Raw genomic sequence first — 25,090 nt, 5'->3', positions numbered from 1 at the left:
CAAACAGACCTTTAATTCAGGGTCACGTCTGTTGCGAAGAATGCGGCCGCTCATATCTCTGATAATTCCTAGTTATCGTAATTGTTTCAGAGAGTGTTTCACTCCCTGATTATATGTCAGGTTTCTAGATTACGAGAGTCTGAGGGAAAAATCATACTAAAAGTTGTTTGCAGGGAAACAGTTTGATGTCTAGTTGTGCGTATCTTGTCGCAAGAGTGTACTGCAACTTATAGGGACTCTGTCCAGCGGCTGCTTCAGGCGGCAGCTATCACGCCGCCCGCTGCATCTCCACGGTCGGAATATCGCGCCCCGGGATCGGGCCGGTGACGAGGAAGCCGAATTTGCGGTAGAACGCCTTGGCGCGTTCGTTGTGCGCGACGACGGAGAGTCTGACGGTCGCATGCGGTTTGCGTTCGGCCAGCGCATCAAGGGCTGCGATCATCAGCGCCTTGCCCGCGCCCATCCCATGTGCCGCCGGGTCGACCATGATCCAGTCGATTTCGGGATTGTCATGTATGACAATGACATAGCCCAGCAGGTCGTCGCCCTGGGTTGCGACGATGACGCCGTGATTGTCGCTTGAAAGCGCATTTTCAAACACACCGGTCGACATATCGACATAGCGGGCAACCGTCGCGGTCGCGGCATCGCCCATGCCTTCGATGAAATAGGTTGAATCGGTAGCGCGTTTGGTAAGGTCGCGGATGAAGGGGAGGTCGTTGGCCGTGCCTTTGCGGATCTGCATTCGTGGCTCGTTGTCTTTTTATTGTTGCGTCTTTTCAGGCGATAGTCGGTGCCCGGAACATGCGGGTTTTCGGGCTGTTGTCACGTTTTGAGTCTGATCCTGACTGTCGTGGGAGGCTCATACCAAAGGTGTGTCTGAATGTCACCACAGCACAGGTTGAACTTTGGGTGAAAGTCGCATTTTTTGAGGTCGCGTGCAGTGATGTGGCACACAAGGGACGATAAAAAGGCGATTTATTTTTTGCGGTTTTTGTCGCGATACATTTCCCGGTCGGCCATATCCATCATTTCTTCGAGGCTTTCCTTGACCGGTTCGAAAAAGACGGAGGCCCCGGCACTTATTTTCGGGGTTTCGTGGATCGGTTTTTTTGATCCCGGTACCGAAATTCTGGTCGTTTGCAACACATTGCGGATGCGGGTGATGATGGTGGTCAGATCGCCGCGATTGCGCACATAGCCCAGAATGGCAAATTCATCGCCGCCGATCCGCCCGCAGATATCGACCTCGCGGATGGAGGCGGTGATGGCCGCGCCCACGGCCTTGAGTGCGGCATCCCCTGCGGCATGGCCATAATCATCGTTCCAGTGTTTCATGTCATCGAGATCGATGAAGATCAGGCCGATATGATGGTGATAGCGTTTGGCGATGCGGATTTTCTGCTGGGCCAGCATTTCAAACCCGGCGCGGTTGTTAAGCCCGGTCAAAGGATCAGATAGCGAGATGCTGCGCATGATCTGGAACTGTTCATAGAGCCGAAGGTCGGCTTCGATCAGGTCGCGGATGGTTTCGATCAGTTTTTGCAGCGTGTCGGAATATTGGGTGGGTTTGCAGTCAAACACGCAGATCGTGCCAAAGATCGTGCCGTTCGACCATGTGACCGGCACCCCGAAATAGGAACAGAAACCGTCCTCGGTCAGTTCCGGGTTATCGGCCCATTCGGGTTTTTCGCGGGCATCGGGTTCGTAAAAACTGCCGCCCTGCGCGATGACCTGTCGGCAGAAAATGTTGGTGTCAAGGCCGGTGACGGTGCTGTCGCATCCGGCATAGGGATTGGCGTCATTGGTGCTGGTGACGGCGGCGCGGTAACCCAGCCGGTCATTATATTCGACAATGAAACCGGCACTGGCACCGAGAAGTTCGGTCATCAGATCGACCGCACGCTGCCACTTTTCAAGTGACGGCGCGATGGCATCATCATCGACAAGCCAGTCGCGGGTCTTGAACTGCACCATATCCTGACGCCCCCGGTCCCTCCATTTCCCTGACGGTTCCGGTCTTTGCGCCCCAAGCGACGTGACCAGACGTTTCAGGGGTCCGTTCCTTTTATATTTGTCCGTTTCGTGCGGAGAACAAGCTGTCATGTCTGTCATTTATCCCCAAAATCCCCTGAGGGCGCAGCACGAGGATTGCCGCCAGAAGCCCGAAAACCGCCACATCGCGATAGGCCCCGCCGAAATATCCCGACCATAATGTTTCGGTCAAACCGATCAATAACCCGCCCAGCCACGCCCCGCGCATCCGTCCTATTCCCCCGAGGATGGCGGCAGTCAGTGCCTTGAACCCGAAAAGCGTACCACTGTGAAAATTAATGACACCATAACGAAGGGCCAGCATTGCACCGGTCAGACCACATAAAAATCCCGCCAGAACAAAGGATTGGGATTCGGTCCGCGAAAGCGACACCCCGCAAAGGGCGGCCCCCAGACGATCCTGGCTGATCGCGCGCCAGTTTCGGCCAAAGGCGGTTTTGCCCATGATCCAGACCAGAACGCCCGCGACCAGAACCGCCCCGCCAATGGCGAGCATATCGAACCCGTGCAGGCGGACGACGAAATGATCACCGCGCAGAAGGGGCACGGAAAACTGCCAGATCGGCGGCAGATTGAAATTGCGCGCGGATATGACAATCCGGATAAATTCCTGAATGACCAGCACACAGCCAAGTGATGCGACAATCACCGCCCGTCCGCCTGCTGCCTTTCGACCCAGCGGCCCGAACACATTGCGCCATGTCAGGTGACTTAACCCCGATCCGATAAAGGCCGCCATTGCGACCGATCCCACCACCATCACCGGGATCAGCCAGCCAACCATGCCTGAAATCCACAGGCTTGTGATGATGGTGCCAAGGGCAGCGGTCATCACGACCTCGCCAAAGGCAAGATTGATCCGCCCGATCAGGCCATAGATCAGGGTAAAGGACAGGGCCAGCAACCCGTAAATCGCCCCGCGCGACAGGCCGCTTAGCACCAATTGGATGGCATAGGCCGCAGGCAGGCCGATATCGGGCACATCGGCGCGCAGGCCGTGGCTTTCAGGATCGATATAGCTTTCGAGTGCGGTGCGCCCGACCCGGTCAATCCAGAACCGTTTCAGCAGGGCCATATGCGCGTCTGACACCGGGCCAAGGCGGGTTGTTTCAATCGCATAAAGGTTGGTTGGCGTGTTGGGTTTGGTCGCTGCTTCGAAATGACACGTAATGGCGTGCGTTTCGGTGGAGGGCAGCGGGATTTCACCCGGTTCGAGCAACTGGTAACGCAGGGTGATCTGATTGCCGTCAGAGGTTTCGTCAAACCGGGTGACAAGGCGGATCTGTCTGTCTTCATCCTCGATCCCCGGCAGGGCAAGGCGGCAGATATTGAACTGATAGGGATCGCGGGGCGCGCAGGACGACAGGATTGCGGCCAGAAGTGGCAGCAGCCAGAAAACGCGACGAAGATGCCTTGACCCTGATCTGGTGTTCACCGGTTGCTCCGGCTTGCCCTTGATCAGCTTATCCTCGTGCGATTTGGCTGTTTTTACAAGTGCATGGTGTTGGTGTGATGGCAGGGGACGAAATTTTGCCCCTTTTGGTTGCGATCAGGGGGCGGTCATGCTGAACTTGATCAATGACGAAGATTTAACCAAAGCCCGAAGATGGAGACGCCCGAATGGCAGACGTGATCGACTACAAAATCCATGGCGAGGAAATGCAACTTGTCGAGATCGAACTTGATCCGGGCGAGGGGGTGCGCGCCGAAGCCGGGGCGATGATGTATATGTCGGACGGCATTGCCATGCAGACCGGCACGGGCGGCGGGATTTTTTCCGGCTTCAAGCGGATGCTGACCGGCGAGGGGTTCTTTATCACCAGTTTCGTGCATGAAGGATCGGGCAAGGGGCATGTCGCCTTTGCCGCCCCCTATCCGGGCAAGGTGGTGCCGATGAATTTGCCGGAACTGGGCGGGGAGATCATTTGCCAGAAGGATGCGTTTTTATGCGCGGCATCGGGCATTGATATCGATATCGCCTTTTCCAAGAAACTTGGCGCGGGATTATTTGGTGGCGAGGGCTTTATCCTTCAGCGGTTGCGTGGTGACGGGCTGGCATTTGTGCATGCCGGCGGCACCATCATCCGCAAGGATTTGCAGGCAGGCCAGACATTGCGCGTTGATACCGGGGCGCTGGTGGCGATGACGCCATCGGTTGATTATTCGATCAAATTCATTGGCGGTTTTACCAATGCGCTTTTTGGTGGAGAGGGGCTTTTTGTCACGACCCTGGAAGGGCCGGGAACGGTGTGGTTGCAGACATTGCCGTTTGCAAGGCTGGCCGACCGGATTGCCGCAGCCCTGCCAAAGGATCGCAACAAGGGTTAGGTGGCGGTTTGCGCAACCAGTTCGCGCATCCAGCGCAGAAAGGCATTGATCTGTTCCTGCCGGTGGGTGTTTGACCGGCAGGACAGGACATATCCGCGGTCTGACCCCAGTGTCACATCGCCAAGGGTGACAAGCTGCCCGGTTTTCAGGTGCTGCTGCAAAAGGGCGGTCCAGCCGAGGGCCACACCCTGCCCGGACAGGGTGGCCGAAAGGACGAGCAGATAGGTGTTGAACCGGTGGCCGTAAAGCCGCCCGGTTTCCCGAACCCCGGCAGTGCGCAGCCAGCTTTCCCAGTTAAACCAGCGATGATCGATTTCATCATCGAGATGGATCAGCGGATAATGGCGCAGATCGGCGATGTTTTTCGGGTGGCCGCGGGCCTCAAGCAGGGTGGGGCTGCACACCGGTGTGACCTGTTCGGGGATCAGCATCACGTCTTCGGGGCGGTGATGATCAAACGATATTTCGATATCGATATTCTGGTCGGCGGTAAAACGCCCGGTCTGATTGGTGACGACATTGACCTCGATATCGGGGTGGCGGGCGATGAATTCCGGCAGATGCGGCATCAGGATAAAGGAGGCAAAGGCAAAATCGGTGCCGACACTGAGCCGGGCCGAGCGCCTTGTTTTGATGCGTTCCACCGTGCGGTCGATCTGCCCGAATGCGACCGAAATGCAGTCAAACAGTTCCTGCCCGGCACGGGTCAGCGACACGCCGCGATGTTTGCGGCGAAACAGCGGATGGCCAAGCTGTTCTTCAAGGGCGGTGATCTGATGGCTTACGGCGGGTTGGCCCACACCCAGTTCGCGCGCGGCGGCTGTGAAGCTTGCGCAGCGGGCGGCGGCTTCGAACGCGATCAGGGCATGCGGCGAGGGGATGTGATGGAATTTCATGATATGAATTATATTGATACCAATGATCGATGCAAGCGGCCTTCACACAGGAATTCCGATAGGCAAGAATTGGCGACATCCATTCATGACGGCGATACCTATCATTTCTGTGAATGCCAAGGGCAGATCGCGGAACTTGCTGTGTGATCCGGCGTTTGGAGCAAGTGCCGGTGGACCAGGTGCGGGTGGATCAAGTGCAGATGGATCAACTGCGCGGTGGCGTGGATCGAAAACCAATTATAAAAGTCAGGAGAATTTCATGAGTTTTGCGGGACGACGGGGAATGATGGCGGCGGGGGCAACGGCCATTATTCTGGGCGGCATTGCCATGACGGGCGCGGCCCATGCGCAGGAATGCGATACGGTGGTGTTTTCCGATCCGCAATGGACCGATATCACATCGACCAATGCCTTGACCGGTGTGATTCTTGAAGCACTTGGTTACGAGCAGAAGGTTGAAACCATTTCCGTGCCGGTGACCTTTGAAATGCTTGGTGCCGGGGAAGTTGACGTGTTTCAGGGCAACTGGATGCCCGCCCAGCAGAAATTTGTCGATGCGGCCGAGAAAAAAGGCGGGATTGAGAACCTTGGTGTGAACCTGAAGGGGGCGAAATTCACGCTTGCCGTGCCGGAATATGTTGCCGTCGAGGGCATCAAAAGCTTTGCCGATCTGGGCGCACATGGCGAAGAGTTTGATCACAAGATTTACGGGATCGAACCGGGTGCACCGGCCAATCAGCTGATCCAGAAAATGATCGATGCCGGTGATTTCGGTCTTGAGGGCTGGGAACTTGTCGAAAGCAGCGAGCAGGCGATGCTGGCACAGGCCAAGCGCCTTGAGCGCGGCAAGGACTGGATCGTGTTCCTGGCATGGGCACCGCATCCGATGAACAACCAGTTCGATCTGACCTATCTTGAAGGTGGGGATGATTATTTCGGCCCGAATTACGGCGGGGCGGATGTCTATACGCTGGTGCGTGGCGACTTTGCCAAGGCCTGCCCGAATGTTGGCAAGTTGCTTGATAATGTCAGCTTCACCCTTGATATGGAAAACACCATGATGGGGCTGATCATCAATGATGGCATGGCACCCAATGATGCCGCGACCAAGCTTCTGAAAGAAGATCCGTCGGTTCTTGATGCGTGGCTTGAGGGGGTGACCACCAAGGATGGCGGCGACGGACTGGCCGCGGTCAAGGATGCGCTTGGCGTCTGAGACAGGCGGATATCGTGACCGGATTTGCAAAACCGCCCGTGACGTTACGGGCGGTTTTTTGCATTTCGCGGCAAAAGGTAATACCAATTTTGAATGTATCGGATTAGGCTGGGGCCAGATTTTGACCTGCCGGGCATGCGCCCCGTTTGCTACCGCGTGATAGCGGCAGGCTGCCACCAAAGACCAAGAGGAACGTCATGTCCCATCGTCAATATGACCGCATTGAAACCCCGGAAAGCCTGATCGCGAGCTTGCGCGACATGCTGGGGGATCGCCTGTCGACTGCTGCCGCCGTTCTTGAACAGCATGGCAAGGATGAAAGCTGGCACGCGGCGTCCCCGCCCGATGCGGTGGTGTTTGCCACCTCGACCGAAGAAGTCGCGAAGGTGGTGACACTTTGCGCCGAACATAACGTGCCGATCGTGCCGTTTGGCACCGGATCGTCGCTTGAGGGGCATGTCGCGGCCCTTCGCGGCGGGATTTGTATTGATCTTTCGCGGATGGATGCGATCCTTGAGGTCAATAACGAGGACCTTGATTGCCGGGTTCAGGCCGGGGTGACGCGCGAACAGCTTAACGATCATCTGCGCGATACCGGTCTGTTTTTCCCGATTGATCCGGGGGCGAATGCCTCCATCGGGGGCATGACGGCCACCCGCGCATCGGGCACCAATGCGGTGCGTTATGGCACCATGCGCGACAATGTCCTGAACCTGACGGTGGTGACACCGGATGGCAAGATCATCAAGACCGCCAACCGGGCACGCAAATCATCGGCGGGTTATGACCTGACACGCCTGTTTGTCGGGTCGGAAGGGACACTTGGCGTGATTACCGAAATCGCCTTGAAGCTGTATGGCATCCCCGAAGCGATGTCGGCAGCCGTTTGCGCATTTCCGTCGGTTGATGCGGCGGTTGATACCACGATCCTGACCATTCAGGCCGGTATTCCGGTGGCGCGCATCGAGTTTCTGGACGAGATGCAAATCCGCGCGATCAACAATTATTCCAAGACCGATCACAAGGAAGCGCCGACCCTGTTTTTCGAATTCCATGGCACCGAAGCGGGTGTGAAGGAACAGGCGGAATTTGTTCAGTCGGTTGCCGAAGAATTTGGTGCCGAGGCATTCCAGTGGGCGACCCGTCAGGAAGACCGCAACAAATTGTGGGCCGCACGCCACAAGGCCTATTATGCGTCGCTTCAGCTTGAACCGGGCAAGGCCGGGATGCCGACCGATGTTTGCGTGCCGATTTCGAAACTGGCCGAGGCGATCCGCGAAACGCGGGCCGATTGCGATGCCAGCCCGCTGACCTGCACGACTGTCGGCCATGTGGGTGATGGCAATTTCCATACCCTGATCCTGCTGGACCCCGAAGATCCGGCACAGATGGCCGAAGCCAAACGCCTGCATGATCGCATGGTCGAACGTGCGCTTAAACTGGGCGGGACATGCACCGGCGAACATGGCATCGGTTACGGCAAGCTTGATTTCATGGAAGCCGAACATGGCCCCGATACGATTGCCCTGATGCGCGCGATCAAATCGGCGATTGATCCCAAGGGATTGATGAACCCGGGCAAGCTTATTCCGGGGCTTTGAGAGCGCCCGACCTGTCAGATGAATGCAAAACGGGGCCAAAGCGGCCCCGTTTTTTGTGCGGTAATATCGGCTATCGGATCAGAAACGGACGGACATGGACAGCGACCCGAACTGATCGCCCTTGTCCTGGCCTTCGAATTCGGCGGTACGATAGACGTGGGTGTAGGTAAAGCGCGCCTGACCGACAATGACGGCAAAGCCGATTTGCAGATCGCCAACCAGCGGTTCCTTGTCGATGGAATTGCTGTCGCGGAACGTGTTGCCATCAAGGGTGATGTCACGCAGCACCCAGCGACCCGCAGCCCCGGCAAACAGATAGCCGCTGACGGGGAAGCCGCGTGTGTCGGGGACAAAGAAATCCGAACCCGGCAGGCTGGGGCGGATGCGCGGCGGGCCGTAATCGCCCGGCAGGTCAAAGCCCAGCCGGAACATGGTGCCAAGCTCAGCATTGGTATAGGCATTGCCCAGCATGAAACCGGCATGCGGGGTGGCGTCATATTCAAGACCGAGAACATCGCCTTCGAACCAGCTTCGGTATTTGCGTTCATAAGCCAGATTGACGATCGGTTCGTTGTGGATCTGGTTGTCCCAGCCTTTGGGGTCGGGGCTGTCGATCATCTCGTGAACGACTTTCTGGGTATTGTCGGCAAAGGATGCGGGGCCGACAACGCCAAGGGTCAGTTCAAGGGTGTCGATCCGCGAATAGTTGCTGTCGTCGTCGCGTTGCAATCCGGTATCGGACAGAAGCCCGACACTGCCATACAGCAAGCCGGCCCACGGGCGGTCATCGGGCTGGTTTTCGGCAATCGAGATGTCGTTTGGCGTAAACATGCTTTGCCCGATGGCGTAGCTGGTGCGGATACGACCGTTCGAGGCGAAAAACGGCACGGCCTTGGCTGCGGTCAGGACCGGTTCGGGCGCACTGTCTTCGGGGGAGACGAAGGCAAGCCGGACACCGTTGGTGTAATGCTGGTCCTGATTGTTTTTGGTGAACAGATCGTTTTCAACCGATAGCGACACCCCCCATTTATCATCGGGGGTGCGGGTCGATTGCGGACCGGATGCGGTGTTTTGCTGGGCATGGGCGATGTTTGCCATGGTCAGAACACCAAGGACGGGCAGCGATGCCAGAAGATGTTTCGAAATGGTTTTGGGCGATGTCATCGAATGCTCTGATCATTATTGACGCGCAATTTTCGCACCATGAAATCGATCACGGTTCTGATTTTACGCAGTTTATGACGTTGCGGTGCACATATAGCATAAAGGCCCAGCTCGCGCGGGGCGAAATCATCCAGAAGACTGACAAGCCTGCCATCTTGCAGTAAATCGTCGACAACCAGACGCGGTGTCAGCGTGATGCCGCAACCTTGCAGCAGTGCGTCACGCTTCGCAAGGCTGCTGTTGACATAAAAGCGGCCTTTGACCTGAATGCTGCGTTCATGTTGACCATCAACGAAGGTCCAGAAACCCGGGCGGCTGTCATTGGTGTAAACAAAGCAGTTGTGGTGCAACAGATCCTCTGGCCGGGTTAGCGGGGGTGATTTGGCGATATAGGCGGGGCTTGCGCATAAGACTCTGGAATAGCCGCATAATCGCCGGGCAATAAGGCTTGAATTGGGCAGCGATTCACTGACCCGAAGGGCAATATCGAACCCTTCGTCCACCAGATCGACGACCTTGTCATTGAGTTCAAGTTCTATGGTCAGTTCGGGATAGGCATCGATCATTTCGGCAATCATCGGGGACAGTTGCCGAATGCCAAACGACATGGGGGCGGCGATACGCACCCGTCCGCGCGGCCCGTCGTTAAGATCGCGCACGGTTTCATCCGCATCGGTCATGTCATCAAGGATGCCGGTAATCCGCGCGAGATAGGTTTCGCCGGCTTCGGTCAGGCTCATGCGGCGCGTGGTCCGCGCGATCAACTGCACGCCAAGCTGATCTTCAAGCGCGTTGATATGTTTTGTCATCGAGCCGGGTGTCATGTTGAGTTCGCGGGCGGCGGCGGCAAATGTGCCGCGTTCGGCGATTTTACGAAAACATTCCAGTGCGCGCAGACGGTCCATTCCAGTTCCCCGTATTCCGGTCAAATAACCCTATAATTTCCATACTGGAAATAAACTACGATCAAATAGCGGCAAGATCGACTGGTAATGTTGTGTTAGTTTCACCAAAATTGAAATTGCCTGCGCGCCCCACATATCCGCGCAGGCCCGAAGAAGGATCACGACCATGAGCGCCACCTGGCTCAAACCTGTTTTATTGCTGATTGGTTCCGGAACGATGGGCGGCAGTTCGATCCTGCTGTCAAAGGTTGCGGCACAGGAAGGCATTCCCGCCCTTTCCTATCTGTTCTGGCAGTGCCTTGGTGCCGGGTTGATACTGGCGATATTGTCGGTCGGGCGGGGTGGTTTGCCGCCGCTGCGGGCCGGATATATCCGGTATTATTTTGTCGCCGGTCTGGTCAGTCTCGCGATCCCGATGGGGCTTGGTTATTTCATGGTGCCCTATATCGGGGCGTCGATGGCCGGTGTGTTTACCGCCCTGCCGCCGCTGATGACATACCTGATTTCGATGGGGATCGGGATTGAAACCGCGCAATTCAAGCGCCTGATGGGGTTGATGGTCGGTTTTTGCGGTGTGCTGTTTTTGTATGTGCCGCAGATCAGTGCACCCGATAGCACCCTTCTGGTTTACCTGCTGATTGCGGCCCTGATCCCGGTCAGTCTGGCGATTGGCAATGTTTACCGGACCGTGGCATGGCCCGCGGGGGCGTCGCCGCTGACGCTGGCGTCGGGGATGATGATGGCCAGTGCGATCCTGTGTCTTGGGTTCGAAACCGGTCGTGATCAGTTGCATGTGCCCGATTTCGGCAATGGCATGGCGTGGCTGATCATCGGGGTGCAGATGGCGGTCGCCAGCATGATGTATATCTGCCATTTCGAATTGCAGCGCGTTGCGGGCCCGGTATTCCTCAGCCAGATCGGCTATGTCATGGCCCTGACCAGTCTTGCGGGGGGCACGTTGCTTCTGGGGGAAACATTGCGGCCGGAACTGATCGTGACACTGGCTTGTGTGGTGGCGGGGACGTTCCTTGTGCGGCCCGCACGCCCATCGGATCGTCGGGCATCGACAACCAGTTAGGGTATCGATGCCTGCTTTGAACACGCCCTTGAGCAAAGAAAATCACCGCCCGTATCGCCGGGCGGTGGTTTGTATTTCGGGGTATCTGGCGGTGGGGCTGATCGTGCCGTTGTGTCCCTATTTACGGGGCGTCATGCCTTCGTTTTCGCCTCTTTCGATTGCCAGCTTGTCGACGCGCGACATCATCGATGGCGCGTCTGACAATCCGGTTTCTTCGGCGCATTGATGGCGATCACGAAGCACGGCAAGGTCGAAATCGCGCGGGTCGATATTGAATATTTTTGGTTCAATGATGGTGGTTGCCGTGCGGATCATATGCAGTGTGGTTCCGGTTCGTTTGTAGGAAACGAAAGACAGCCCTTCGAGCATTTCTTCTTCGGTTTCAACATTGTACGAGCCCGCCGGGAAGCTGTGATCGAAGCCTTTCAGGTGGAAAGGGTGGTGGAAGGCGTATGTTTTCTGGATTGTTCTGATGGTCGTCATGGCATGAGGCTCCATTTGCGGTGGCCCCGGCAATGACCCTGTCCGATGGTGCGCGGGACATTCGGCGGGGAGGGCAAAATCATTTTACGAGCGCAGCGGATATCCTTCGTCCGGTTCTTTTTTTGGCAAGGGAACCGGTGTGCTGAACGGACAGCCTTCAAGCGGAAAGTCTGATTGTGCCGTGGATATGTGAAGTATCCTGTTCGAAGATGTTTTCATTTCATTTCACATGTTTCATTTTGTTTTGAATATTATTGTACGCTGATCCGATTATTTTATCGAATGTTCTATTTTTGTTTTTTAATGGATGAATAAACACAGATCAGTGCACGGGTTTCAAATTTGTATAATCATGAAAGAATGAATTTTTTCCGTTTGGATAGGTTCTTTATCTTGGCGGCCACTCGATTGAATGAGGGCATCATGTCGCTTACATTCCTGATACTGATGATTTTGGGATCGATATTTGTCGTGACCATGCCAATCTGGTCCTTTAGCCGCAGGTGGGGCTATTTTCCCTGTTCGATCATGCTTGTATTGATTGTTGTCATCATTGGTGTTTCATTCACAAATGATGTTCAGGTGTTTTTCTAATGTAATGGCGATATAAAATTTTGGCCTAAGCAAACACAGGTTAGTTCTGTGCTTTGGAATTTCGGTTAAAAGTCATCATGAATGCTGAATGTTCAGTTATTCAAATTCGGTTTTTTCAGGGCAATACTTGTCGCCCACAGTCGGACCCCCGATTCTCAAGACAAGTCCCCCTATTTTGCCCTCATGAAATCAAGACTTAAGGTCAATGGCTATGAAAGAACAACAGAGTTCAGGGCAGTCCGCTGCCGAGAAAATGAAGACTGTCAAGGCTGCCTGGGACAAGGCACCTTCCGGTCCGAAAAAAGAAGCGGCGTTGAAGCATTATCAGGCTGCCGAAACGGCCCAAAAGGCCAAAAACGATCCTGAATGTATCAAATCGCTCGACGCAGCGACCAAAGCTTTGAACTGAACTTTGATGTCCTACCCCTATTGACATCTTCCATCCCGGCGTTTCGTCGGGGTGGTTTTTTTCAAACAGGCCATGACGCAACAGCAGGATTTCACCTGAGTACACAGGAGGCTTCCATGAGTGTCCGCACGATCAGCAATGTTTACCGTTTCAGGCATCCGTTCAATTTGACAGGCCGTACACGAAATCTGCCAGCCGGTACATATTGTGTGGAGACATACGAAGAGCTGGCGGAGGGCGATAGTTTCGTCACCTATCAACCGGTCCTGTCGCTTTTGCATATCAATGGGACGCCGGCTTCTGATGCGGCGCGGCTTTCAATCCTGGTCAGTCTTGAAGAACTTGATCTTGCGTTGATGATGGACGAGATCGCGGAAGAAGAACTGGCCCTTCTTGATGCCGATATTTCCGAACAGGAATTGAACTTGCTGGGCGAAATACACCGTGCAAGCCGGGTTTCATCTGCCAGATCACCCTTTGCGATGGTTATTCGCTGACATTCCGATATCTGCGACCAAGGCATTTTGATCTGATCAACGGGCCGGGCGATATCGCCCGGTTTGCCCGGTTGATTTGGATTATCCATTTCATTTTGAAATTCAATAATATCACAAACAGGAGAGTGTAAATGTTTGGTTTCCAGGGTGACGAAACAGCCGAAGCTGTTGCCCGCAAAAAGGGTTACCTCAGGGATGCGCAGAAGCATTGGAAATTCCTGACGCATTATGATCTTTCGACGATCCGGACCAAGGGGCAGTTTTGCAATATGATCAAAGTCCGCGCCAGCCTGTCCGAAGAACAGGCGACAAAGGATGTCGATGCGTGGATGGCAGGCAAGGTTTTTTGATCGCACGGGGGCGATCAATGCTCGATATGGCCGGTATCAATGCCGGATGATGGGCTCGTCCTGATCAAGGTAGCCGACCTGAAAATCGGCAAGGGCGATCAGCTTTTCAAGATTTTTGAAATGCACGATCCCCTTTTGGAAGGTCATCAGATCCTGTTCGCGCAATTGGCGCAGTACACGATTGATATGGATCGCACTTAGGCCCAAGGCATCGGCCAGAAGGTATTGTGACAGCGGACAGGGGTAGCTGTTTGGGGTGCCGACCCCGATCAGATTCAATCTGGTCCCCAATTCCAGCAGGAAGTGGGCCGTGCGCACAATCGCGGACCGTCGGCCGATATTTACCAGATGTTCGACAACCATTGCCTCATCACGCGACGCCGCCCAGAGAATGGCACTTGCCAGACGGGGGGATTTCGCGAAGGTGGATATCATGTTCTGGGCTGATATTTCGGCGACTGTGATTTCGGTTATCGCTTCGAAGCTGTGATCCGAGGTGCGCAGCAACAGGCTGCGCAGGCCGAGGAAGTCGCCAGGAATTTGAAAATCGATGATCTGGCGCGTGCCATCGGGCAGCAGTTTGTAAGACGCGACCCAGCCATCAAGCAGGATAAAGGCATTGTGCGCCCGCTGTCCTTCGTGAACAATTTCGCGCCCGGCGGAAAGTGTGATCAATCTGTGTGGTAGCGAAGAAAATGTAGAAATTTCATTATCGGTCAGATCGATGAAAGATTTCAGCTTTTTAACAACAAATTTTGTAGACGAAATCATGTGTTCTTCTTTCCTGACAAAATAATAAAAATTATTATGCCAATATTTTCAAAATCCTGATCTGTGTTTACGCCAGTTGTGAAACATGATGATAAATCTTTTGGTCATATTTCGCAACATAGATGCGATAAATTCAAGATTATTTAAAGGATAAATAAAATGGATGATCAATACAGCGTTCAAGGTGCTGCTGCCCTTTCGATTTGTGAGTCTCTCTTGCTTTGTCTGGGAGATATGGGGCTGATGACGGACAAGGATGTTATCGGTATTCTTGAAGATGCGGCCAGCGCGCATGTCACCGGCGAACCCGGGGGGGAAGTGAACAATCATCATCAGGCCGTTCATGATCTGATCAAAGCAATCATCAAAGGTGGCAATTCGGTACGGCATCCCGCTTAGTCGGGCGTAACGGTTTTCGGCAAATGCTTTTCAGGCGGAATTATTCAATATCCCGACATGAAGGGGCGGAGATTCTGCATCGCGCAAAATCCCGCCCTTTTTCGTGATGTGTTTCGATGTCTGTGACATTGAAGGTCGTCAATGTTGTCAGATCTTATTTGTGCGCTTTATCGGAAGCTTTTGTTTCCGGGGTGCCTTTGGGGACCTCGATCTGGCCAAAAAGGGACTGGGTCATCGCGATAATGGTATTGGTCTGATCGGCGAATGCGGCATTGGTGTCTTTTAGCCAGGTTTGCTGCGCATCCATCAGGTCCGACCAATCCGTGCATTCCTGACACGTCTGGTAAAGCTGTACATTGGCCTTGATCCGGCCTGCGACAAATTCCCCAAGCTTTGCAGGAACGACCTGCATGCTATTGGCGATGGCTTCGGAATTGTTTTTAACCGTCGATGCAAGCGGTCCGTTAAAAACTTCGAGAAGGGGCGCGGGAATTGAGGTGGCCGTTTTGTCGGCTTCGACAGTTTTCTGTGTCATGCGCGTGTGCCTTAAACAAGGCTCGACGGAACTTCCGCCAAGCTATCGAAAGGTTTAGCACATGGGGTATCCGGGTTGGCTAACACGGGTTAGTTTTGCCGGGTTTCTTTTGGCAAAAACAAAGGCGCAAGGCTGGTTTCAGGCATCCTTGCGCCGATGTGAAATGCTATTTGGCGGGTGTTATGGTACCACACGCCGCAGGCGTCGGGCTTCGGCCTTTTCAGTGTCTATCAGGCCGCGATAGGCATGCCAGCTTGAATAGCCCAGAAGCGGCATCATGACCGCAAGACCCAGCAGGAAGACCACCATGCCACACGCCGCCATGACCGCAATCATGGCTGCCCACCCGGTCAGGACCCGCCAGTTTTTGCGAAACGCCGCAACACTTATGATCAGGGCGGTAATCACATCGATATCACGATCCACCAGAAGCGGGATCGAGACGACCGTAATGGCAAACACCATCATCGCCAGCACACCGCCAAGGATGGTGCCGGTAATCAGGAAGGTGATGGCATCGCGTGAGAAGAAGGTTTCCCATACCAGCACATCAAGTGACGGGACCGAGCCATTGTAGAACAGCGCAAATAACAGCATGGCAATGCGCGTCCAGGCCAGAAAGAACAGCATCAGGACGACGCCAATCGCGCCAAGCTGACCGGGATTGCGCCGGAAACCGTTCAGGCTGTGCCACAGGGTGACATTTTCACCCATTTCAAGGCGGCGGCTGGTTTCATAAAGGCCAACGGCAATCACCGGTGCCAGAAGCATGAAACCGGCACCCAGCGGCAGGGTCAGATAGGGCTGACCCGATTGGAACAGGCTTAGTAAAATAAGATAACCGGCAATGACGCAAAGCCCGCCATAGGCAAGGCCGATGGCCGGGGTACGTTTGAAATCGCGCCAGCCTGCTTCAAGCCATTTGCCGGACTGGTCACTTGTGACATCGCGGATGGCAATGCCTTGCGGAAGCCCGCCGATGGAACCTGTTGGTTGTTCGATTGTGGTTTCGGACATCTGCATCCTCCCTGCACCCTGTTGATCAGAATTGATCAAGGTGGCTGATACACAGGCTCAACGCCCTGATGGTGTGTTCTTTTTTGTTTATAGTATCACTTCGCAAAACAATTGCCAGTATCGGCTGTGTTCAATAGCACAGGTTTTTCATATGAGGGTGCGGGGGCGGTTTTCCATAGGGGATGCTTGATTACCGCTGGTCTTGCGCACAAATTCATAGGTGAACCGGTAAAAGGGAAATGCGCGTACCGAAAACGTGCGGAAATGGTATCATCAACCAACTTATTGCCATTTTCTGTTGCGACGAGCGGTACGAGCCATATGCTACTGAGATAAATACAACATCGCACCGCGCAAACATGTCTGTTTCAGCGGTGCCGAGCAAAAAGCGGAGCCGGACTGTTGAAAAAGATCCTTGCCGTGATTGGCGCCATTCTGGTTGTGATCATCGCTGCCCTGTTGGTCATTCCTTCCCTGATTGACTGGAACGGTTACAAGCCACAGATCACCCAGGCAGTGCGTGAAGCAACCGGTCGCGATCTTGAAATTCGCGGCGATCTTTCGATGTCCGTTCTGCCGTTTCCGGCATTGTCGGTCGAGCAGGTGACGCTTGGCAATCTGCCCGGTGCGCAGGACCCCGACATGGTGTCGGTCAAGGAAGTCCGGGTTTCTGTCGCCCTGATGCCGCTTCTGACCGGCAATGTGCAGGTGACCGAGATCAGCCTGATTGATCCGGTGATTTCCATCGAGACGTTTGAAGACGGCAGCAACAATCTGGTGTTTGATCCGGCACAGGCCGCGCCAAGCGGGCCGGATGCCGGAACGATTGCCACACCGCCAAGCACGGGCACCACGTCGGAAGGCGAACAGGCGGCACCTGATGCCCAATCGGGCGGAAGCGACGCCGGATCATCCGATTTTGCCAGCACGATCCAGATTGACCGTCTGGAAATCGAAAATGCGACAATCCTTTATCACACACCGGGCAGCACGGAGCGGATTGAGGGGCTGACCCTTGGCGTTTCGGCCGACAGCCTGAATGGTCCGGCAAAGGGCGAGGGATATGTTTTCTATCGCGGGATTCCGCTGACGTTTAATTTCAATGTCGGCGAAATCAGCCAGACCGGCCCGTTCCCGGTCGGCATGCAGATTGGCATCGACAAGGTCGATGGCGGTATCAATTTAAGCGGTCAGGTTGATCTTTCGGCGGAATATCCGGGCTTTAACGGCCAGATTGACGGCAAGTTTGATGATCTGCGCGAAGCGGCCCTTCGGATTGCAGGCGAAGGTGCCGATATTCCCGATATCGCCGCCAAGCCGTTCAATCTGGGCGGGCAGGTTGCCGCCAATGCCAAATCTGTCACGGTTAATGACCTATCGATCCGGTTTGGTGAAACCCGTGGATCGGGGGCAATTGCGATTGATCAGGACCCGAAAATGCGGGCCGATGTGGCGCTGCGTTTCAATCAGCTTGATCTTGATTCAATCCTTGTGCTGACGCATATGGGCGATGGTGACGCCCCGGACACAGGCGCGGGCAGCACGGGCGACAGCGGCATGGCGACCCCGGAAAATGGATCGGCGGGCGATGCGGGTGGGCAATCCATCCCGTCGCAGGGCGACAAGACATCGGGTGCGGCCAATGGTCCGATGATCCCGGCTGATCTGACGGCATCGATTGATTTCGAAGTTGAAACCCTGATCTATAACCAGACGCCGGTGCATAATGCGCGGATCAATGCCGCGATTGCCAACAGCAAGATCACATTGAACGAAGTTTCCGCCGGTTTGCCGGGGGGGACGGATTTCTCGGTGTTTGGCAGCATTTCGGGCGAAGGTCCGAAGCCGAGTGCGGCCCTTTCCTATGAGATGGCATCGGAAAATATTCGGGCGGTGGCGCGCTGGCTTGGGGTCGATGTTGATGGCATCCGGGCGGACCGGTTGCGTCGTTTCTCGTTGACCGGTGGGGTCAAAGGGACACCTGACAAGCTTGATATTTCCGATCTGGATATGCGGATTGATGATACGGCCATTCGCGGTGCCATCGTCGCCAATCTGAGCGGCGAGGGGCTTCCGGCACTTGGTATTGGTCTTAAGCTTGATCGTATCAATCTGGATCAGTATGTTTCGGCAGCACCAGCCGCCGGAAATGGCGATGCGGCAAGCCCAGCGGGCAATGATTCCGCAACAACGGATTCCGGCACGGTAGCCAACGGTTCGGATGCCGCCCCGTCGTCGGGACCCGCGGCGGGCGGTGATGCCATGGTCAGGATGATCAAGGATGCGCTGGCGCCGCTTGATGGTGTTGCGGCCAATTATCGGCTGGCGGCTGATGAAATCATTTCATCGGGCGTGTCGATCAAGGGCATTTCGATTGATGGCAGCCTGAGCGGTTCGCAGATCACGCTGAACAATTTTGCGGTGGCCGATGCGGCCGGGCTTTCGGCCAGTGCCAGCGGTGTGTTCCGTGGCGATGTGGCTGTTCCGGCATTCGAGGGGATCAAGCTTAAAGTCACGGCCAAAACGCTGGCACCGTTGGCGAAGCTGACGGGTATGACGCTTCCGGCACCGGCCAGCGAATATAAAAGCATTCAGGCCAATATCGGGCTGAATGGCCCGGTGACCGGCCCGAACCTTGATATTGATGTATCCAACCCGTTGATGCAGGTGGCATTGAACGGGGTGCTGAGCGACCTGTTTGGGGCGACACCGGGCATTGATGGCAAACTTGCGATGCAGGCATCAAGCCTGAACCGTGTGTTGCCGTTGCTGGCACCGACCTATGAGCCATCGGGCAATCTGGGGCGTCTGGTTCTGGACAGCACGGTCAAGGGCAATGCCAAGAATATCGCGCTTGATATCGCGAAGTTCGGTATCGGTCCGTTTGAAACCAGGGGTGACGTTGATTTCGACGCCACCGGGGCGCAGCCGAAACTGGCCGTGGCCCTTTCGGGCGGGGTATTGAATGTTGATCCGTTCGTGCCCGCGGCAAAACGGGCCGGACTGATGCCCGAAGGCGGTAGCGGTGCGCGCCGGGCGGCTTTCAATATGCCGACCACGATGAAGGTTACGACTGTTGATGCCCGTGACGGCACGCCGTGGGATGATACGGTGATTGATGTATCGGCCCTGCGGTCGATTGATGCCGATATCACGGTCGCATTTGATCAGCTTGATTTCGATACCTACAGCCTTGTGAAGCCGGATTTGAAGGCGACACTCGTGACCGGGCTTCTGACCATTCAGAAATTCACCGGCCTTCTGGGCGATGGGAATTTGTCGATTGATGGCACGTTTGATGCGCGCAATTCCGATACGCCGAAACTGGCGCTTAAAGGTAATCTTGACGGGGCGGATATCGAAAAGCTGACCCCGATCCGGGTTGCCAATGACACGGTGATCGGCGGGGCGGCGACGAAGTTTGATGTCACCGCATCGGGCAATACATCGCGCAAGCTGATCAGTGCGTTGAATGGTACGGCGAACCTTGTTCTGAATAATGTCCGGTTCAGCAATGCCGATAAACGGTCTGCTGATCCGAAGCTGAACATTCAGGCATTGTTGCAGCAGGGCCCGCAGGCGATGGTGGTTGAAGGGGTCGGTAACAACGATCTGGTTCAGACCCTTGAGGCCGACATTGCCATCACCAACGGGATTGCCAAAACCACCCGTGTCGAAGCGACATCGCGTGTGGGGACGGCGGATGCCGATGCGACCCTTGATCTGCCGAAATGGCAGATGGATACGCAGGCCGATTTCGATTTTTCCGAGAAAATCGAAGAATTACCGCCATTTAGCGTTTACGCCAAGGGCAATATCAGCAACCCGGCGATTACCGGGCGCATGGACAAGGTCGCGATCAAGGTTCTGGATAATATCCTTGATAAGGCACTGGGCGGGAGTGGTTCATCCGATAGCGGATCGGGAAGTTCGGGCAAGGATGCGGCCAAGGATGTTCTGAAAGGGCTTCTGAACCAGTTCGGTCGATAACTTTTCACAACTGTTCCAAACGTAAAACGGCCCTGCAGTGCGGGGCCGTTTTGCTATTGGCGGGATGCGGTCGGGACATGGCTGTCATAAAAAGGCAAAAAAACCTTAACAAACCGGGTTTGCTTCGACATGATCCGCGCGTCGATTCCCTTTTTAAGTAACGGTTGATCATGGTCGCAAAGAAAACCGCTCTGGATAAGGATCTCAAATGGCAGCGCCGCATGGATGCGGGTGCCGGAGAGACAGCCTCCCTGAGTGCGAAGCTCGGACTTGCGCTTGTCTTTCTTTTGGCGTGCAGCGCCTTTGTCGCCTTTCATATGGGCGGCCTGCCGCAAAGCGGATTCCTGATCGCCGCTGCGGTGATCGGCGGTTACATGGCACTGAATATCGGCGCCAATGACGTGGCCAACAATGTTGGTCCGGCGGTTGGTTCAAAGGCGCTGACCATGGTTGGCGCCCTTTTGATTGCAGCCGTGTTTGAAGCAGCCGGGGCGATTATCGCCGGTGGCGATGTTGTTGGCACGATCAAGAACGGTATTATCGACCCGACCCAGATGCCCGATGCACAGACCTTTGTCTGGGCGATGATGGCGGCCCTTCTGGCAGCCGCCCTTTGGCTTAACCTTGCCACATGGCTGGGCGCGCCGGTATCGACCACCCATTCCATCGTTGGCGGTGTGATGGGGGCGGGTATGGCAGCCGTCGGCATTGGCGCGGTCAATTGGCCGACTATGGGCACGATTGCCGCAAGCTGGGTGATTTCGCCGGTTCTGGGTGGCGTGATCGCAGCCGCGTTCCTTGCCTTTATCAAGTTCAAGATTCTGTATACCGAAAATTGCGTCGAAGCGGCCCGCAAATGGGTGCCGATTTTGGTCGGTGTGATGGTATCGGCCTTCACCATGTATCTGATGATGAAGGGGATCAAAAAGATCTGGGCTGCTGATACGTGGCAGGTCATTGTTATCGGTATCGCAGCCTTTTTCGTCACCCTGTTGCCGACCCGCAAGGCCGTGCTGCATGCGTCGCGTAACATGATCGGACGACGCAAGGAAATCGCATCGCTGTTTCGCATTCCGCTGGTCGTGTCCGCAGCCCTTCTGTCATTCGCGCATGGGTCAAATGATGTTGCGAATGCCATTGGACCGTTGGCCGCCATCGTTTCGGGTGTTGATAGCGGCGAGATCGTGACATCGGCCCCGATCCCGATCTGGGTGATGGTGATTGGCGCGATTGGTATTTCTGCAGGTCTGATCCTGTTCGGGCCGAAACTGATCAAGACGGTCGGATCGAAAATCACCAAGCTTGATCCGATCCGGGCCTATACCGTGGCGCTGTCGGCGGCATTGACGGTGATTGTGGCATCCGCGCTGGGGCTTCCGGTCAGTTCGACCCATATTGCGGTTGGTGCGGTGTTTGGGGTCGGGTTCCTGCGTGAAACGCTAAGCCATCGTCGCCGGATGGATAGTGCGCCGATGCTGGTCGGTGCGGAACAGGAAAGTGACGAACAGAAACAGCATATCGAAGCCCTGCGTCAGCTTGACCCGGCACAGGCCGAAAAGGCCGAGAAGAAACTGCGCAAGCGGTTGCTGGTGCGCCGCCGTTATGCGGTGACGATTGCGACCGCGTGGGTGATCACGGTTCCGGCCGGGGCGTTCCTTGGCGCGTTGCTGTTTTTCACCATTCGCGGGATCATGCTTTAATTCCGTCGGAATTAGGCGCAGAATTGACGTTTCGCGGCACGGTGCTCCTCCTTTTCCCCGGAGCAGCTTGTGGCGATCTGCAGCGGCGGTCAGGCTTTGTCTGACCGCCGTTTTTCCTTGACGCCTGGGGTCTCCAAGCGTAATTACCCCAACCATAATTTGAATCAAACCCGTGCCGAATCGTCGCCCAATCAAAGTGGGCCGCGAGATTTCCTATGCGTGCGTTCTGCTTTTGGTCAGGATTTTGGTTAAGGAAAAACGATGAAAGCCATCATTATTGGCGTTCTGGCAATGGCCGTGACGGTTGTTGCATCGAACATTCTGGTTGAATATCCGCTGCCGGGCGTTTTGGCCGACTGGCTGACTTATGGGGCGTTTACCTATCCGGTGGCGTTTCTGGTGACTGACCTGACCAACCGCGCACGCGGGGCAGCGGCGGCACGCCTTGTCGTGCTGGCCGGGTTTGCGATTGCGGTTGTTCTGTCGTTGATCGTTGCCGATACGCGTATTGCGATTGCATCGGGCACGGCGTTTCTGATTGCGCAGATGCTTGACGTGACGGTGTTTGACAGGCTGCGCCGGGCGACCTGGTGGAAGGCTCCGCTGATTTCATCGGGGATCGGGTCGGCGGTGGATACGGCCTTGTTCTTTTCCATCGCGTTTGTCGGTACCGGGCTTCCGTGGCAGACATGGGCGATGGGCGATTTCAGCGCCAAGATCATCATGGCGCTGACCTGTCTGGCACCGTTCCGTTTGCTGATGGCAATCATTACCCCGCGCCTGAATATCGAACCGGCAAAAGGGTGATGCAGGGCTGATATTCCGGCGGGCGTCTTGTGATTTTGCAAAGGGGGGCGGTATAAGGCGCCCCTCTGATTTTTTCTGATAATTGCAGGTTTTGTATTTCCGATGAAAGTCGATCTGTTCGATTTCGATCTGCCGCGTGAGTGCATTGCCGAACATCCGGCCAACCCGCGTGACAGTGCCCGCATGCTTGATCTGACGGGCGGGGAAACGCATGACCGCATCGTTCGTGAATTGCCCGAAATCCTGCGGCCCGGTGATCTTCTGATTTCCAATGATACCCGCGTGATCCCAGCACGCCTGTTTGGCAAGCGCGGGGAGGCGGGCATTGAAGTGACCCTGCACAAGCAGGAAGGTCTTGCACAATGGCGCGCCTTTGCCAAACCGGCCAAGAAGCTGCGCGTTGGGGAAACCTTCAGGGTCGCCGATGATTTCGAAGCCGAGGTCATGGAAAAGAAAGACGGCGGCGAGGTGTTGCTGCGGTTTAACGTTGCCGGGGCTGATCTGATTGCCGCCCTTGAAAAATATGGCGTGATGCCGTTGCCGCCCTATATCCGGCGGGAAAAGGGTGGGGATAATCAGGACAGATCGGATTATCAGACGATTTTCGCCCAGCATGACGGCGCGGTGGCAGCCCCGACGGCGGGTTTGCATTTTACCCCGGAACTGCTGGCAGCGATTGATGCGCGCGGTATCGAGCGCCGCACGATCACGCTTCATGTCGGGGCGGGCACGTTTTTGCCGGTCAAGGTGGATGATACCGAAGACCACAAAATGCATGCCGAATGGGGCAGCATATCGCCGGAAATCGCCAGCCTGATCAATGAAACGCGCGCCAAGGGCGGGCGGGTTGTTGCGGTCGGGACGACGTCGCTTCGGTTGCTTGAAAGTGCGGCGCGCGAAGACGGGGTGGTTGAACCGTTCGAGAACGAGACCGACATCTTTATCACGCCGGGATACAGGTTCCGGGCGGTCGATATGCTGCTGACCAATTTCCATCTGCCGCGATCAACACTTTTCATGCTGGTATCGGCCTTTGCCGGGTTTGAGCGCATGAAGGCGGCCTATGGTCACGCGATTGAAAACAGATACCGTTTCTATTCCTATGGCGATTGCAGCCTGCTTGAATGCGCCAGCAAGATTGAAAAAAGCTGATGACTGAATTCCGTTATGAACTTCTGGCGACCGACGGCAAGGCCCGTCTCGGCCGCATTCATACCGCCCACGGCGTGATCGATACCCCGGCCTTCATGCCGGTTGGAACGGCTGCCACGGTCAAGGGCATGTTGCCGGAAAATGTCGCCGATACGGGTGCGCAAATTCTTTTGGGCAATACATATCACCTGATGCTGCGCCCCGGTGCGGAACGCATTGCACGCCTTGGCGGTTTGCACAAATTCATGAATTGGGACAAGCCGATCCTGACCGATAGCGGCGGGTATCAGGTGATGTCGCTGTCCAAGCTGCGCAAGATTACCGAAGATGGTGTTACGTTCAAAAGCCATATCGACGGGCGCAAATTTGCCCTGTCGCCGGAACGGTCGATGGAAATCCAGCATTTGCTGGGATCGACCATCACCATGGCGTTTGACGAATGCACCCCGTTCCCGGCGACCGAACAGCAGGCCGCGGATTCCATGCGCATGTCGATGCGCTGGGCCAAGCGGTCCAAGGATGCGTTTGTCGAGCGCGAAGGCTATGCGCTTTATGGCATTCAGCAGGGCAGTGTTTTTGAAAATCTGCGGCGCGAAAGTTCGGAAAAGCTTGCCGAACTTGACCTTCCGGGGCATTCGGTCGGTGGTCTTGCGGTTGGCGAGGGCCAGCAGATCATGTTTGATACGCTTGATTTCTGTGTCGATATGCTGCCCGCGAACAAGCCGCGTTACCTGATGGGGGTTGGCAAGCCATCGGACCTTGTGGGTGCGGTGATGCGCGGGATTGACCAGTTTGATTGCGTTTTGCCGACCCGGTCGGGCCGCAATGCGCAGGCCTTTACCCATCGGGGGACGCTGAACCTTAAAAACGGGCGTCATCGCGATGATGACCGTCCGCTTGACGATCAGTGCAATTGCCCGGCCTGTACGAAATATTCGCGTGCCTATCTGCATCACCTGATCAAGGCGGGCGAGATTTTGGGGGCGGTTCTGCTGACCTGGCATAACCTTGCCTATTATCAGGATCTGATGCGTGGCATGCGCGACGCCATTGCTGCGGGCCGCATGGAACAGTTCGCCCGTGATTTTTATGCAGGCCAGGAAGGCGGGGATATTGATCCCGTGCCGATCATCGAGGATTAAT

The 25,090-nt window shown here is 55.5% G+C and carries 24 protein-coding genes; 14 read left to right on the top strand and 10 right to left on the bottom strand.

The features are described 5' to 3' along the window. Window positions 1-268 precede the first annotated feature (268 nt). From BC440_RS02615 to BC440_RS02605, 3 genes are all read right to left on the bottom strand, one after another. Window positions 269-745: an N-acetyltransferase gene (locus BC440_RS02615; protein ID WP_063092577.1), complete on the bottom strand. Its 477-nt coding sequence runs from the start codon at window positions 743-745 to the stop codon at window positions 269-271. Between the two features lie 233 nt (window positions 746-978). Further along, entirely contained in the window at window positions 979-1,977 is a 999-nt protein-coding gene (locus tag BC440_RS02610) for a sensor domain-containing diguanylate cyclase (protein WP_063092578.1), read from the bottom strand. Window positions 1,978-2,068: 91 nt separating this feature from the next. Then, on the bottom strand, window positions 2,069-3,490 hold the full coding sequence (locus BC440_RS02605; protein ID WP_063092579.1) for a branched-chain amino acid ABC transporter permease: 1,422 nt from the start codon (window positions 3,488-3,490) through the stop codon (window positions 2,069-2,071). A 185-nt stretch (window positions 3,491-3,675) separates the two neighbouring features. On the opposite strand from BC440_RS02605, the gene BC440_RS02600 reads away from it, so the two are divergent. Beyond that, complete coding sequence (locus BC440_RS02600) at window positions 3,676-4,383, top strand: TIGR00266 family protein (protein WP_063092580.1); 708 nt, start codon at window positions 3,676-3,678, stop codon at window positions 4,381-4,383. Here BC440_RS02600 and BC440_RS02595 read toward each other — a convergent pair. After that, window positions 4,380-5,279: a LysR substrate-binding domain-containing protein gene (locus BC440_RS02595; protein ID WP_063092581.1), complete on the bottom strand. Its 900-nt coding sequence runs from the start codon at window positions 5,277-5,279 to the stop codon at window positions 4,380-4,382. The two genes, BC440_RS02600 and BC440_RS02595, sit on opposite strands and share 4 nt — an antisense overlap. Window positions 5,280-5,538: 259 nt before the next feature. On the opposite strand from BC440_RS02595, the gene choX reads away from it, so the two are divergent. Continuing rightward, on the top strand, window positions 5,539-6,495 hold the full coding sequence (gene choX, locus BC440_RS02590; RefSeq protein ID WP_223304849.1) for a choline ABC transporter substrate-binding protein: 957 nt from the start codon (window positions 5,539-5,541) through the stop codon (window positions 6,493-6,495). 197 nt (window positions 6,496-6,692) lie between these two features. After that, window positions 6,693-8,096 carry an FAD-linked oxidase C-terminal domain-containing protein gene (locus BC440_RS02585; RefSeq protein WP_063092583.1) on the top strand — a complete coding sequence of 468 codons (1,404 nt, stop codon included), beginning with the start codon at window positions 6,693-6,695 and terminating at the stop codon, window positions 8,094-8,096. Window positions 8,097-8,174: 78 nt separating this feature from the next. Here BC440_RS02585 and BC440_RS02580 read toward each other — a convergent pair whose 3' ends face one another. Next, on the bottom strand, window positions 8,175-9,260 hold the full coding sequence (locus BC440_RS02580; RefSeq protein ID WP_063092584.1) for a lipid A deacylase LpxR family protein: 1,086 nt from the start codon (window positions 9,258-9,260) through the stop codon (window positions 8,175-8,177). Beyond that, a complete protein-coding gene (locus tag BC440_RS02575; RefSeq protein WP_063092585.1) occupies window positions 9,257-10,165 on the bottom strand; it encodes a LysR family transcriptional regulator in 909 nt (302 codons plus the stop codon). The genes BC440_RS02580 and BC440_RS02575 overlap by 4 nt, the downstream gene beginning before the upstream one ends. A gap of 166 nt (window positions 10,166-10,331) precedes the next feature. Between BC440_RS02575 and BC440_RS02570 the strand changes: the two genes are divergently transcribed. Continuing rightward, window positions 10,332-11,243 (top strand): DMT family transporter, encoded by a 912-nt coding sequence (locus BC440_RS02570; protein WP_063092586.1) that lies wholly within the window; start codon window positions 10,332-10,334, stop codon window positions 11,241-11,243. A 117-nt stretch (window positions 11,244-11,360) separates the two neighbouring features. Here BC440_RS02570 and BC440_RS02565 read toward each other — a convergent pair whose 3' ends face one another. Then, window positions 11,361-11,726: a hypothetical protein gene (locus BC440_RS02565; protein ID WP_063092587.1), complete on the bottom strand. Its 366-nt coding sequence runs from the start codon at window positions 11,724-11,726 to the stop codon at window positions 11,361-11,363. Between the two features lie 360 nt (window positions 11,727-12,086). Here BC440_RS02565 and BC440_RS23670 point away from each other — a divergent pair, with 360 nt between their 5' ends. From BC440_RS23670 to BC440_RS02545, 4 genes are all read left to right on the top strand, one after another. After that, entirely contained in the window at window positions 12,087-12,320 is a 234-nt protein-coding gene (locus BC440_RS23670) for a DUF3309 family protein (RefSeq protein WP_063092588.1), read from the top strand. Between the two features lie 211 nt (window positions 12,321-12,531). Then, the gene (locus tag BC440_RS02555; RefSeq protein WP_007089689.1) at window positions 12,532-12,729 is read left to right on the top strand and encodes a hypothetical protein; all 198 of its coding nucleotides are present in this window, start codon (window positions 12,532-12,534) and stop codon (window positions 12,727-12,729) included. 116 nt (window positions 12,730-12,845) lie between these two features. Continuing rightward, complete coding sequence (locus BC440_RS02550) at window positions 12,846-13,226, top strand: hypothetical protein (protein WP_063092589.1); 381 nt, start codon at window positions 12,846-12,848, stop codon at window positions 13,224-13,226. A gap of 131 nt (window positions 13,227-13,357) precedes the next feature. Continuing rightward, window positions 13,358-13,576: a hypothetical protein gene (locus BC440_RS02545; RefSeq protein ID WP_063092590.1), complete on the top strand. Its 219-nt coding sequence runs from the start codon at window positions 13,358-13,360 to the stop codon at window positions 13,574-13,576. 36 nt (window positions 13,577-13,612) lie between these two features. On the opposite strand, the gene BC440_RS02540 is transcribed toward BC440_RS02545, so the two are convergent. After that, window positions 13,613-14,347 carry a Crp/Fnr family transcriptional regulator gene (locus BC440_RS02540; protein ID WP_063092591.1) on the bottom strand — a complete coding sequence of 245 codons (735 nt, stop codon included), beginning with the start codon at window positions 14,345-14,347 and terminating at the stop codon, window positions 13,613-13,615. A 159-nt stretch (window positions 14,348-14,506) separates the two neighbouring features. Between BC440_RS02540 and BC440_RS02535 the strand changes: the two genes are divergently transcribed. Further along, window positions 14,507-14,746, top strand: coding sequence for a hypothetical protein (locus BC440_RS02535; protein ID WP_063092592.1), 240 nt, complete (start codon window positions 14,507-14,509; stop codon window positions 14,744-14,746). Between the two features lie 154 nt (window positions 14,747-14,900). Here the strand turns inward: BC440_RS02535 and BC440_RS02530 are convergent, their stop codons facing one another. Both BC440_RS02530 and BC440_RS02525 read right to left on the bottom strand, forming a co-directional pair. After that, entirely contained in the window at window positions 14,901-15,281 is a 381-nt protein-coding gene (locus tag BC440_RS02530; protein ID WP_063092593.1) for a hypothetical protein, read from the bottom strand. A gap of 180 nt (window positions 15,282-15,461) precedes the next feature. After that, window positions 15,462-16,298, bottom strand: a complete 837-nt coding sequence (locus tag BC440_RS02525; RefSeq protein ID WP_007089683.1) for a DUF2189 domain-containing protein — start codon at window positions 16,296-16,298, stop codon at window positions 15,462-15,464. A 402-nt stretch (window positions 16,299-16,700) separates the two neighbouring features. Between BC440_RS02525 and BC440_RS02520 the strand changes: the two genes are divergently transcribed. The 5 genes from BC440_RS02520 (at window position 16,701) to tgt (ending at window position 25,089) form a co-directional block, all read left to right on the top strand. Further along, a complete protein-coding gene (locus BC440_RS02520) occupies window positions 16,701-20,288 on the top strand; it encodes an AsmA family protein (RefSeq protein ID WP_063092594.1) in 3,588 nt (1,195 codons plus the stop codon). A 170-nt stretch (window positions 20,289-20,458) separates the two neighbouring features. After that, complete coding sequence (locus BC440_RS02515; RefSeq protein WP_063092595.1) at window positions 20,459-21,988, top strand: inorganic phosphate transporter; 1,530 nt, start codon at window positions 20,459-20,461, stop codon at window positions 21,986-21,988. Between the two features lie 261 nt (window positions 21,989-22,249). Continuing rightward, complete coding sequence (locus tag BC440_RS02510; protein WP_063092596.1) at window positions 22,250-22,795, top strand: queuosine precursor transporter; 546 nt, start codon at window positions 22,250-22,252, stop codon at window positions 22,793-22,795. A gap of 102 nt (window positions 22,796-22,897) precedes the next feature. Beyond that, complete coding sequence (gene queA, locus BC440_RS02505) at window positions 22,898-23,947, top strand: tRNA preQ1(34) S-adenosylmethionine ribosyltransferase-isomerase QueA (protein ID WP_063092597.1); 1,050 nt, start codon at window positions 22,898-22,900, stop codon at window positions 23,945-23,947. Next, window positions 23,947-25,089 carry a tRNA guanosine(34) transglycosylase Tgt gene (gene tgt / locus BC440_RS02500; RefSeq protein ID WP_063092598.1) on the top strand — a complete coding sequence of 381 codons (1,143 nt, stop codon included), beginning with the start codon at window positions 23,947-23,949 and terminating at the stop codon, window positions 25,087-25,089. Before queA ends, tgt begins: the two co-directional genes overlap by 1 nt. Window position 25,090 lies beyond the last annotated feature (1 nt).

This window comes from Thalassospira sp. MIT1004, assembly GCF_001858545.1.
Taxonomy (GTDB): Bacteria; Pseudomonadota; Alphaproteobacteria; order Rhodospirillales; family Thalassospiraceae; genus Thalassospira; species Thalassospira xiamenensis.
This window is presented reverse-complemented; position numbering and strand designations above follow the sequence as displayed.